The 12150-nt window shown below is 44.3% G+C and carries 11 protein-coding genes; all 11 read right to left on the reverse strand.

Going from position 1 to position 12150, the window contains the following annotated elements; all coding sequences use genetic code 11:
• Positions 1-14: 14 nt before the first annotated feature.
• Entirely contained in the window at positions 15-1172 is a 1158-nt protein-coding gene (locus tag ACSZLD_RS04285) for an aminotransferase class I/II-fold pyridoxal phosphate-dependent enzyme (RefSeq protein ID WP_444684344.1), read from the reverse strand.
• Positions 1153-1812: an acetyltransferase gene (locus ACSZLD_RS04290; protein ID WP_444684345.1), complete on the reverse strand. Its 660-nt coding sequence runs from the start codon at positions 1810-1812 to the stop codon at positions 1153-1155. Before ACSZLD_RS04290 ends, ACSZLD_RS04285 begins: the two co-directional genes overlap by 20 nt.
• A 1-nt stretch (position 1813) precedes the next feature.
• Positions 1814-2905, reverse strand: a complete 1092-nt coding sequence (locus tag ACSZLD_RS04295) for an EpsG family protein (RefSeq protein ID WP_444684346.1) — start codon at positions 2903-2905, stop codon at positions 1814-1816.
• A 14-nt stretch (positions 2906-2919) separates the two neighbouring features.
• On the reverse strand, positions 2920-3789 hold the full coding sequence (locus tag ACSZLD_RS04300) for a glycosyltransferase family 2 protein (RefSeq protein WP_444684347.1): 870 nt from the start codon (positions 3787-3789) through the stop codon (positions 2920-2922).
• The gene (locus ACSZLD_RS04305; RefSeq protein ID WP_444684348.1) at positions 3758-4903 is read right to left on the reverse strand and encodes a glycosyltransferase family 1 protein; all 1146 of its coding nucleotides are present in this window, start codon (positions 4901-4903) and stop codon (positions 3758-3760) included. The genes ACSZLD_RS04300 and ACSZLD_RS04305 overlap by 32 nt, the downstream gene beginning before the upstream one ends.
• Positions 4900-5985: a glycosyltransferase family 4 protein gene (locus ACSZLD_RS04310; protein ID WP_444684349.1), complete on the reverse strand. Its 1086-nt coding sequence runs from the start codon at positions 5983-5985 to the stop codon at positions 4900-4902. The genes ACSZLD_RS04305 and ACSZLD_RS04310 overlap by 4 nt, the downstream gene beginning before the upstream one ends.
• The gene (gene galU / locus ACSZLD_RS04315) at positions 5982-6869 is read right to left on the reverse strand and encodes a UTP--glucose-1-phosphate uridylyltransferase GalU (RefSeq protein WP_444684350.1); all 888 of its coding nucleotides are present in this window, start codon (positions 6867-6869) and stop codon (positions 5982-5984) included. The genes ACSZLD_RS04310 and galU overlap by 4 nt, the downstream gene beginning before the upstream one ends.
• Positions 6870-6883: 14 nt before the next feature.
• Positions 6884-8689 carry a polysaccharide biosynthesis protein gene (locus tag ACSZLD_RS04320; RefSeq protein ID WP_444684351.1) on the reverse strand — a complete coding sequence of 602 codons (1806 nt, stop codon included), beginning with the start codon at positions 8687-8689 and terminating at the stop codon, positions 6884-6886.
• 225 nt (positions 8690-8914) lie between these two features.
• On the reverse strand, positions 8915-9574 hold the full coding sequence (locus ACSZLD_RS04325; RefSeq protein WP_444684352.1) for a CpsD/CapB family tyrosine-protein kinase: 660 nt from the start codon (positions 9572-9574) through the stop codon (positions 8915-8917).
• On the reverse strand, positions 9564-10283 hold the full coding sequence (locus ACSZLD_RS04330; RefSeq protein WP_444684353.1) for a YveK family protein: 720 nt from the start codon (positions 10281-10283) through the stop codon (positions 9564-9566). Before ACSZLD_RS04330 ends, ACSZLD_RS04325 begins: the two co-directional genes overlap by 11 nt.
• 751 nt (positions 10284-11034) lie before the next feature.
• Entirely contained in the window at positions 11035-12126 is a 1092-nt protein-coding gene (locus tag ACSZLD_RS04335; RefSeq protein ID WP_444684354.1) for a phosphotransferase, read from the reverse strand.
• Positions 12127-12150: the final 24 nt, after the last annotated feature.

A 12150-nucleotide genomic window follows, 5' to 3' on the forward strand; every position in this document is an offset into this window, starting at 1 on the left:
CTTTATGGTTGGATTTAGAAAACAACCGCCTCCTGCGGATTGGACTGATGGAAATATTCCTCCATGATTCCGATCACTTCCTGCTGGATGGAAGCACTCATTGCCGTACCTGACGGAAGACAAATGCCTCTATTAAACAGCATTTCAGCGGTATTTCTTTCGTGTAAAAAGGAATCAGCATGTTTAAATAGCGGCTGCAAATGCAACGGCTTCCAGACACGTCTTGCTTCAATCCGTTCAGTCCGCAGTTTATGGATAAAGGGCACAGATGCAACGCCTTTCGGCAGCAGAGCTGCTGTCAGCCATCGAGTTGCTCTTCCATATGATGCTTCCGGCATGTAGGAAAACGGCAGGGCTGACTCTGCATAGCGCTGATAAATGGTTCGCTTCTCATTCACCCTCCTGTTCAGCACCCTCAGCTGTCCCCTTCCAATGCCTGCACTGATGTTGCTCATCCGGTAATTATAGCCGCAGCGGGTATGCTCATAGTGCTCGGCAGCTTCTTTAGCCTGCGTCGCTAAGTGTGCCGCCTGATCTGCAAAATTCACGTTATCAGTAACAAGCATTCCTCCACCTGAAGTTGTAATGATCTTATTCCCGTTAAATGAAAAAATTCCGATGTCCCCGAGAGTACCTGAGAATGACGATTGATAAACAGCACCAAGCGATTCTGCTGCGTCTTCGATTACATAGACACCGTACTTTTTGCAAAGCTGACTAATAGGCTTCATATCAGCGCTCTGACCATACAGATTCACGACAATGCAAGCTTTCGGCAGTTTGCCTCTTGATGCATCAAATTTCAGTGCTCTCTCCAGAACCTCCGTAGACATGTTCCACGTTTCCGGATCGGAGTCGATAAATACCGGCTCTGCCTGCTGATACAAAACCGGGTTCGCACTAGCAACGAATGTCAGTGTTGAACAATATACTCTGTCTCCTTTTCCCACCCCGAGCACGTCCAGTGCCAAGTGAATAGCTGCTGTGCCGGAAGATAGCGCTACCGCCCGGTTCACTCCGCAATATGCAGCCATTTCTTCTTCAAATAATTTAATATGAGGACCAACAGGTGCGATCCAATTATCCCGAAATGCTTCCCCTACATAGTCTGCTTCTGTACCTCCGAGATGCGGCGGCGACAAGTAGATTGGTTCAGCCCGTATGTTCTTCAACTTCTTTCCCCCCCTTCCGAATCCGCTGCGCTGGCGAGCCTACGGCCGTGACGTAGCCTGGAATGGAATGCACAACCGTCGAGCCAGCCCCTACTATAGACCACTGTCCTACAGTCTTCCCGGGAATAACACTGGCATTTGCTCCAATGTGTGCTCCTTCCAGAACAGTTACGGCTCCGGTAAGAACCGCCTGCGGAGAAACATGCACATAGCTTCCTACAACCGCATCATGTTCAATGATGCTGGATGTATTGATGATGACGTGCTCCCCGATTTTGGCAGACGCCTGAATGACAGCATTTGCAAAAATGACGGTTCCGAAACCAATGACAGCACTTGGGCTTACAACTGCTGATGGATCAATAATGACAGCATACTTTGTTTGTGGAACCGGCAGCTTTTCCCTCAATCTTCTTCTCGTTTCGTTCGAACCGACAGCAATAATCCACCGTGCTTCCGGAAACAGCTGCAGCAGCGATGCCGCCGTCATTAGCGGCATATGAATACGTCCTTTGTGCATGATAACCTCATCAAATTTGTCATCTGCCACAGCTTTTATAACGTAATTCCCTTCTCGTGCAACGGTTTCTTCCACTACTTTGCTGTGCCCTCCTGCTCCTACCACAATCAGTTCCTTCACATCATTCACCTCCTCTGAACAGTGGAATGTACTGGCTGTTATACTGAATGTTTAACGTTACTGAGTATTCGAACACAAAATATATGAGATAACAGCCGACGATTGCAAAGTAGATAAACGGCTGATCTTTTTTGGCAAACACTTTCACGATCCAGGAAACGAGTATCAGGGAAAACAAATCGAAGTAGATCGCCATTCTTGCAAAGATCCAAAGCTGGGTTGAAAGTAGCATAAACAGGACACCCATTAACGATAAATTCACAACCACATCTGCCTGAGGAAAGATTTTCTCCAGCTTGTGCCGCCCCATATACGCTACAATTAGCGGTGCTGCAGCCACGGCTACGCGAATAATGTTGGCTCCTCCTTCATCAAATTCTGAATAACCGCCATACCTCGTATCTTCAAGCGCTCCAAAAATTACAGAGGAGAACTGTTCATATCCGAAGGCGATAATGACACCTGTAAAAAGCAACAAAATTGTCTGCTTTGTCCATGCTTTCCTTCGTACGATAAAGTAGACCGGAAGCATGATCAGTGCGCTTTGATGGAAGGTGGATGCCAGCAACACTAAAGCAGCATATGGAATAAACTTACCGTTGAATAAAAAGGAGGCACCTGCAAATACAATTGCAGCAGCTAAATACTGCCTCATTCCGTTCATGGAGACAAGAAACATACCAGAAGTAATAAAGACGTAAAGACTCAGCTCGAACAATCTCGAATAATGATACGTTACCGCTGTGATAATCGTCAGCGTAATGAGTGCGCAAGTGAAAATAAGTATTTGTCCGTCGTAGGAAATCGATTGAAGCAGCCACTGAAGCACGCCAAAGCCGGGTTCGTCTCCCTCCAAAGCTGCCTGCAGCGTCCAAATGGTGTTATCATAATCTTCTCTGTATACAAAAGTATCCCCAATACCGCTCCGCAGCCCGGATACTGTTACCATCATGGCAAGCGCCAGCAGAGCCAGCACCGCATTTGGTTTCACTTTTGGGGGAAACGGAAGTGTATCTGTTACGGATTTGGAAAAGTATCTGGCCGTCACCGCAAATCCGAAAACTGCCCCCAGGTTCAGCCAGAGCATTTCCATGATTATCCTCCTATCTACTTGTTTCTCCACCAGATATAGCCTGCGAGCATCGCTCCAGGCGGAACTGCTGCTGCAGTAAGCCATTTTTTCGGCGCTTCATTAAGAAAACGGTGGTTCCGAATGAGCCAGGAACTGGAGACATAATGAATGGCGTTTCGATATTGGAATCCAATACCTGCTTGCGGCAGCTTCATCATTTCTTTTCGGTAAAAGGAAAAACCGGCCGGGTTCCGCTTATACTGCCTGATCATGTTTTTACTTGACCCATCATCCCGGTAGTCCACTTGGCAGATTTCCTCACTGCACAAGTAAAGCGGTCCTTTCGCATCTATGTTCAAATACTTATAATCAAGACCTACATACCGCTCTTTTTCAAATATCGGATACGGCCACTTTCTGGTCCATTTACTTTTATAAACAAGTTTTTTATCTCCTTTTACTCGGTGCCGGCGGTATAGATCGTACAGAGTAGATGTCTGCTCATCCGGAAAGGCTGTTCCAATTCGATTTCTGTTCATGTTGCAGTTATGAAAAGCGATACCTGTACAGTAATCCGGACATTCAGCTGCAGCCCTGTAAATATGTGCTACGGCTTCTGGAAGAAATAAATCATCCGAATCAAGACAAGTGTTCCATCGGGTGCTGATCATGCTGTAAGCAGTATTGTGAGCGCCGTGCATGCCCTGATTGTTCTGATACTGATAGATAATAGGTATGTCCCCCTGCCTCTTCCATTGATTCACCAGTGCAGCGGTGCTGTCTGTTGAACCATCATCAATAATCATCCACATAAAACGTTTATCCGTCTGTCGAAGCAGGCTTTCATATACGCGTGGGAGGGTATGAGCCCTGTCAAACGTTGGTGTAAAGATAGTCAGATCCATATCGCTCTACCTCCCGACTGCGGCTTTCATAGAACGACTGCAAATCTTCTGCTGCCTGCTTACTGTCGAACAGCCCTGCCCTTTTTTCGATCAGTCTTGTCCTTCGCTCATTTCGTCTCACGATAAATCCTGCCATCATTTTTTCCCAGCGCTCCGGTTCAGATAATGGCAGGAACCTGCAAAGCCCTGCCTGTATATCAATGTCTGGCGTTATTGAATCAGCGAGAAGGCACGGAAGTCCTGCTGTCTGAGCTTCAATGACCGATACAGGCAGACCTTCGTGTAATGACGGGAATACAAATACATCCATTGCATGCAAAAAACCTGCTATATCTTCCTGAATACCTGCAAACAGGACTGCTTTGTTTACTCCTAGTCGTAAAGCAAGTTTTCGGAGTTCATTTTCCTGGGGGCCTGAGCCAATCAAAACGAGTCTTGCTGATGGTTCAGGTGCGTGTAAAGCCGCAAACCGTTTTAGTAAATAGGAATGATTTTTTTGAGCCTGAAATCTTCCGACATGTCCATAAAGCGTATGGGTTTCATCAAGACCAAGCTGAACCCTTACTCGACGCCGGTTCATTTTATTAAATAAGAAGGTTTCTGTCCGAATCGTATTTGTTAGTACAAGATAATCGTTCTGATCCGGAAACAGCCATCGACCCGCTTCCTTTGAGCAGGCAATAAAGTGCGTTGCGCTGGATTTTAATTTTTTTCCTGCCGACCATTTATATATCTTTATCAGACTGTTTCCTTCGCTCGACGTATTATGACTGTGTGCGATCCGGATTGGCACCCCTGCTTTCTCGGCTCGTTCAAGTACGATGCCGCTGAGCTTATCCATATGGGAATGGATAATCATCGTATCCGGATGCTCACGAAAAAATGTATCCAGTCCTTTTACGTACTTTTTAGGTCCATTGCGAATCGAGGGAATTCGGTATATTCGTCCTCCTAAGCGACGAATTTCGTCATCGTACACGCCTTCGAAGCTTGTGAGAAAATCAAACTGTATTCGCTTTCTGTCCATGCTTCGATATAAATTCATTAAAAGTGTTTCCGCTCCTCCTCGATTCATATTGACGACCGCGTGCAGAACTCTCAGCGGCTCTCTCATCCTTTTTCTGCCTCCTCTCCGTACAATCCAGCCAGTTCATTGACTACTGTCCGGCTTGTATACATTCTCTCTAGTTTTTTTCTGGCTTTTTGAGCCAGATCATTCGCCAACTCCGGGTTGTCTAACAATGTGTCCAAGGCTGCAGCAAATTCCCTTGGTTTATCCCGGCCGACAAGAAGTCCGCAACCTGCGAGCAGTTCCCGGTGACCGCGATTGGACACAGCAACTACTGGGGTTTCAGCCGACATAGCCTCCATCACATTCACTGGAAGTCCTTCCCTCAGACTAGAGGCAACAGCAATGGTAGCCTGCCGGTAAAGACTACGTACGTCTTCTCTGTTTCCCAGAAAGTGAATACGGTCAGCAGTACCGTGGGCAATTGCAGCCTGTTTTACCGGTTCCGGATCGCCGCTTCCCGCAAGCAAAAGATGAACAGGATGTTTCATGTATGCAAGCATTTCAGCTAACAATCGCTGATTTTTATTTTTATTTAATTCCGCCGCATAAAATAAAAGAACGGCATCTTCTGAAATACCGAGCTCTTGTCGAATATTTGTTTTAGGTTCATCGGTATTTTCTACTCCAACACCATGGACATGAACGATTCTTCCTGCTGAAAACCGGTGGGTTACAGCACGCTTATAGTCTTCTTCATTGATGGTGATCAAGGTGTCTGTCCAACGTGCACACAGCCTTTCTACTGGATAGTACATAAGCCAGCTGCTGAGCGGCGATCCGCTGCAAAAGTGAAAGCCGTGGGCCGTGTAATAGAGTTTTGTGTGCGGTACATGTCTCGCAGCAAGTCTTCCCAATACGCCGCCGACCGGAGTGTGAGCATGAACAATATCATACTGCTCTGCTTCCAGAAGTCTCTTCAGCTGTTTAAAAGCGGCTGCGTTGTTTCGATCCAGCGGACTCCTCGAAATTGGCAGCCTTATTTGCCGATCGACTTCCTGTATTTGTTCTGAACCTCCTGCAGCAGCATGAACTTCCCACCCAGCCTGCTTCAGCCAGCGAATAAACGGCAGATGAAACACGTTAAAGTGATAGGAAACGGTCGCGATTAATAGTATTTTTTTCATGTCGGTTCTTCCTGAAGCGCCTGCCTGATTTCATGTTGCAGAAAAGGGATCAGCGCCTCTTTTAAACCTGCGTCCCTCATGGCGTATGATATCGTCGTTTGAATGAAGCCGAGCTTTTCACCGACGTCATAGCGAGTTCCTTCAAAGTCATACGCATAAACCATTTTTTCAATGGCAATATCCCTAATCGCGTCAGTCAGCTGTATTTCTCCGCCGGCCCCAAGCTTTGCATGCTCAAGCCGTTTAAAAATATCCGGTGTTAAAATATATCTGCCTAAAACGGCAAGGTCTGAAGGTGCATCAGCAGGATTTGGTTTTTCAACTAAAGAACATGCTTTGTATAAACGTCCATGAACGCTTGCAGCATCTACAATTCCATAGCGTCCTGTTTCGTTTCTGGGTACTTTCTGAACCCCGAGTATGGGTGCCTGATGTGTTTCAAATTCATCCATAAGCTGTTTTAAACACGGTTTATCTGAATGAACGATATCATCCCCGAGCAGTACAGCAAACGGCTCATCCCCGATAAATTTGCGTGCGCACCATACCGCATGACCGAGTCCTTTCGGTTCTTTTTGGCGAATGTAGTGAATGTCTACCAGCGTCGAGGACACCCTTACTTTTTCAAGCAGCTCGTGCTTTTCTTTTTTCCACAGCGACTCTTCCAGCTCGAAGGCATGGTCAAAATGGTCTTCTATCGCCCGCTTTCCTTTCCCGGTTACGATAATGATATCTTCAATTCCACTTGCGACAGCTTCTTCAACAATATACTGAATCGTCGGTTTATCGATGATCGGCAGCATTTCCTTCGGCATTGCTTTCGTGGCTGGTAAAAATCGTGTGCCGAGACCTGCTGCCGGTATAATGGCTTTTTTCACTTTCACTGTCTATTCCTCCTTTATCCTGTCGGAATTTCTGCTGGAGCAGCAGTTTTTCGGTTTGCAGCCTGCAGCAGAGCTTCTTTAATCTCTTCTTCACCCCATTTATGAAAGGAGTTTAAAATATGTTCAATTTCGTTCATCGGAATGGAAGTAGCTTTTCCAAGATAAATTTTCGGGTAGATTTGTTCATCATGTACCTCTTCCGGATTTAACAGCTCTTCATAAAGTTTCTCACCAGGACGGATGCCGGTATAAATAATAGGAATATCTTCTGTTGTATAACCACTTAGAGCGATCAGGTTCTTTGCCAGATCTTTAATTTTTACCGGTTCGCCCATATCCAGTACAAATGTCTCCCCTCCTTCTGCAAATGAGCCTGCCTGAAGAACCAGTCTCGATGCTTCCGGAATCGTCATAAAGTATCGGATCATTTCCGGATGGGTGACGGTTACCGGTCCTCCTGCTTCAATCTGCTTTTTAAAAAGTGGAATGACACTTCCGTTGCTTCCAAGTACATTTCCAAACCGAACAACACTAAAAGCCGTTGCACTCTGTTCATTTAAATGATGAATAAGCATCTCTGCCAGCCGCTTCGTTGCCCCCATAACGCTCGTCGGATTAACAGCCTTATCAGTTGACACCATCACAAAGGAATCAACGCCTGCTTCGGATGCAGCCAGAGCAGTATGATAGGTTCCCAGAGAATTGTTTTTCACAGCCTCATGGGGGCTGACTTCCATTAAAGGCACATGTTTATGTGCAGCAGCATGATAGACATGGTGCGGTCTGTATTCCATCATGATTTGATGCATACGCTGGAAATCCTGCACATCTGCAATTAGCGGAATCAGTTCGATTCCTGAAGTAATTTGTTTCAGCTCCATATAAATGTGATAAATACTGTTTTCCCCGTGCCCGGCAAGAATCATTCGACTTGGTTTAAACGCAGCAATCTGACGACACAATTCTGAACCAATCGATCCTCCGGCTCCGGTTATCAAAATCGTTTTATGTGCGATTCCTGTTGAGATTACCTCTTTATGCAGCTCCACTTCTTCCCTTCCTAACAAATCCTCCGGAGATACATCGCGCAGTTCTTTAACAGAAAGTTTTCCGGTGACCAGGTCCTCGATCATCGGGAGCACCTGCGTTTTTACAGCTGTCTTTAAACAAGCTTCGTAAATGTCTGAAAGCTCTCGTTTTTTTAAGGAAGGAATCGCAATGATGATTCGTTCAACTTCAAATTGTGCAGCTATTTCCGGAATTCGCTCGGCAGGTCCATGAACCGGAAGTGATAATATATCCAGATCGCGCTTGCTCTTATCGTCATCTACAAAAACTACGGGCTGCAGGTCACAATCCGGATTTTGCATCAGCTGCCGTGCGAGCATGGTTCCTGCTGAGCCGGCTCCGATGATCATCGTTCTTCTGCGTTTAACGGAGGCATGCTTCCATTTGTCCTGCCTTAATCTCAGCATGAATCGCAGTCCGCCAATACCAAGCAGCATCAGCGCCCAGGTAACAAACAGCACCCGGTATTGAATGTAATTAAATACTGCAAGCTGAATAACCGCGTTCAGGAATACAGCCGCGGTTAACGTTTTGATAATTAGCTTCATTTCTCCAATGCTCGCATACTGCCAGACACGCCTGTTCATACGGAAATAGCCGGAACTGATAAAGTAGCTGATCAAAATAATGGCAATTGAGATCCAGTAAATTTGATCAAATGCAACAGTTGCAACATCCACGATAATAAAGCTTGATGTAAATGCCGCAGCTATGATCAACGCATCCAATATGGTAAATGCCCGCTTTTTCATTTTATTCCTCCTTTCTTTTTTTCTGCTGAACTATCCGGCATGTCCGGACACTTCACCAGAAAAAAACGGGCCTTTAACCCACCCTCACTTCACACCACCGACGACTTGCGTCTAAGGTTCCTACCCACAGCGTAAACGAGTGCTGCCGTTGATAAAGGAGACAGCAGCGGCTCCTGACTTTAAAAAGAACTAACGTGCTTAATAACGAACAATTTTATAAAAAAATTAGCGCTTCAGCCATGCGAGCTTTCTTGTGTTAAACAATGCGCCTGTTACATGAATATCGTAACTCTCTAAAGACGTTTTCAGCTCCTGAAGATCATGAGAGTTCGTTCTCATTCGTCTGACGACGATGATGCTGCTGTCACTCTTAGCTGCAAGTAATTTTGATGTAATCGTTGATTGAAGCGCACCTGTATCAATAAAGATAAAATCATATTTCCTTTTCGCACTTTCCAGAAACACATCCATACTGCTGCTCTGAATCGATGTTTCCAGCTGCTTTGAGATCGTTCCGGCAGGAAGAATGCTTAAGCCTGGAAATTCTGTTTTAAGTACGGTTTCCTGAATCCCCCCGCCGTCTGCTAATAAATTGCTGAAGCCTTGATCATTTTCAATGCCGAAAATTTTATGAAGCTTTGGATTTTCAAAATTTCCATCGATGAGCAGCACCCTTTTTTCTTCCTTACTGAAGGCTATTCCTAAATAGGAAATCAGGGTCGACTTCCCTTCCTGACGATTTTGAGATAAAACGCTAAAGATTCGAGTGTTTCGCTTTTTAGCTCCAAAGACGATGTTTGCTTTAATTCTTCCATATTCCTGATCAAGTTTTGTTCCCGCTGCCGTATAAAAAATCTGCATATCTTTCCTTGTTTTAAACAACATTTTCACCCTCTTTTACGACGACGGATTTTTTTCTGACTTTCTTAGGGCGCATGGCCAGCCTGTTTATTTTTGAAGTGGCACCGAGCACGGGAGCTTCCAGAAGCAGCTCCACCTCTCTCTCTGTGCGAATTCGTCTATCCATGCCATCGACCAGCAGTGCACTGCCAATTCCCGCTGCAAGTCCTATCGCCACCATAATCAGCATCATTCTTCCGGCTCCTTCAGCGGCTATGAACCCTGCTTCTGCAGGATCAGCTTCTGAAAGCACAATCGCCGTCGGTGTATTTGCCTTTTCTCCGGCAATGTCCGGGAACGTTTCTACAAGAGTATTCACTGTTTCTGCTGCTTGGTCCGGATTCACTCCTACCGCTGTCACACGGATGATTTGTGATCCTTCCACTTCTTCAGCAGATATACTTCCATTTAAAGCTGCAACGCTCGTTTCCCACGGCAGCTTCGATGCAACCTGCTCCAGTACGGCTGGTTCATTCATCATAGCCGTGAGCGTTTTCATGTTCACTTTAACACCCTCTCCGTCATTGACAAGAACGGATGCTGTAGCAGATGCCATCGGCTCGCCTGTTTCTGCTTTAAATACATAGGCGCCGCCTCCTCCGATTAAAACTGTCAGCAATACAATAATCCACCATTTTCGGAATAGCGATTGAAAGATTTTTCGAAGCTGGATTTCCTGACCGTTGTCATTCATTTGAAGCCTCCTGTCTACCTATTCTTAATAACGAACAGATTAATGTTTTTGTTCTTTATTGAATTCTTTATACAAGCTTAATTCGTAATAACGAACAAGTCAACCGATTTTTTAGATTATTTTCTCTTTTTTTATGTGAATATTCGTTTTTAAGAACGATTGGATCTATTTATTCAAGAGAGATCTTTTTTTCTTACGTCTCTCATGAAGAATACTTTCTCATAACGCTCGTTTAGCTAAATCGCTGTATCTAATTGATGCTACCCCCATTCAATTTAACGTGGCGACATTTTTTGACAGTATTAAATCGCCTATACCTGATTTAAATTGCAGGTAAACGTAAACATCAGCGGGGTCAAGAAAGTCAGGAATCTTTTCGCTTGAGAGTGAACACTTTCTGGAAAGTAGTTTTCGGAATGACAGCTCCGTTTGAGAATTCGCTTCTCTTCAAAATTCAATACAATATTAACGTACGAGTAGAAACACTTCCCTTTTCAATAAAGAGCCGTCCCTTAAATACTTGAATTTATGCATGTTTAACAATAGAAGTAACCTTTTATCGCGCATTCCCGTCAAAATTTTATAGTTAGTGTTGTTTTTTGTTTTATGCATTTACCTGGAGTGCATTACATAGTAAAACATTAATGTTTGTATTGCTGAGATTTTACCGGGTAAATTGCTGCTATTGAGTTTACTTTCTTGTTAAGGAAACCACTTCCTAAACTAACTAAATGAATACATTTTAGTTTCACTAGAATTTCTTCTGCTTTACTTCGTTGAGTGGTCTTACTACCCAGTCCTCGTAAAACTGCTGATAAATTTGTGCATATTCACGTTGAAAATGTTCTCCTGATTCCAGATGTAAGTGCATCCTTTCCAATAAAAATAAACTAATCCAGCTTTCTCTCGGAGCACTTCTAAAATCAAGTCCTGCACCGCTTAATACACTTACTAGTACTTCATCGTAATAGCCTTTTCTATAGCGTATACAAAGAGTACCATCGCGAAATCGTCTTGCTTCTTCAAATATCCAATTGAATAAATCATATAACACTGTTGCTTTTTTCCACCCTTCCCAATCTATGATACAAATCGTTCCATCATTCCGTTTTAATATGTTGTGGAAATACAAGTCACCATGTGTTTCTATAATCGGCAGTCGAACGGCCATCAGCGGCTCTGCTGTACGAACTAATTCAGGCCATAGTTGATTTAGTGGTCCATTTCCCATATCTGCTGCAAGTTCTGTTCCTGAAGTTGTTGATGATAAGTGAATGCGACTTCGAATCATCGATCCGGTATGCTTCAGTACAGAATTCATCACTTCTTCTTTTTCTTGAATACTCCATATATTGTTTGGTCTGTTCCATACAAATGATTCTCTTATTGTCATTGTGTCTTGATTAGTCTCAATAAGCTCCGGCATCGGATAATACGGACTGAAGACAGACCAAGCTTCAGCTTCATGCATCATTTGTTTTTTGTCTTTATAAATTGTCATTACTTCTTCTTTGGAAAAATCAAATAGCTTTAATTCGCCGCCTCGTGTGACGATCATGATTCCAGCTTGAAAATCATCCTTCTCAGCGCTTGTTACACTCACTGTAAACAGCCGACTTCCTGACTGTTTTAGAAAATGTTTTATAACCGAGCTTTCTCTGACTATATTAAATGTATTGTAAAACAACCGCCTGTTATTTTTATTAAATGCATAGTTAGCGAACACAATATACTTACCTTGTTGCATGAATTGACTGTTAGCCTGTAAATGTAACGCCATTTGTTTCGCGTTTGACTTCATGACAGCCCATCGTTTTCCAATCTCCTGATATAAAACGTGCATAGTTTCATCCCCCCGTGCAAATTA

The organism is Alkalicoccus luteus, assembly GCF_052061695.1.
GTDB lineage: Bacteria > Bacillota > Bacilli > Bacillales > Salisediminibacteriaceae > Alkalicoccus > Alkalicoccus luteus.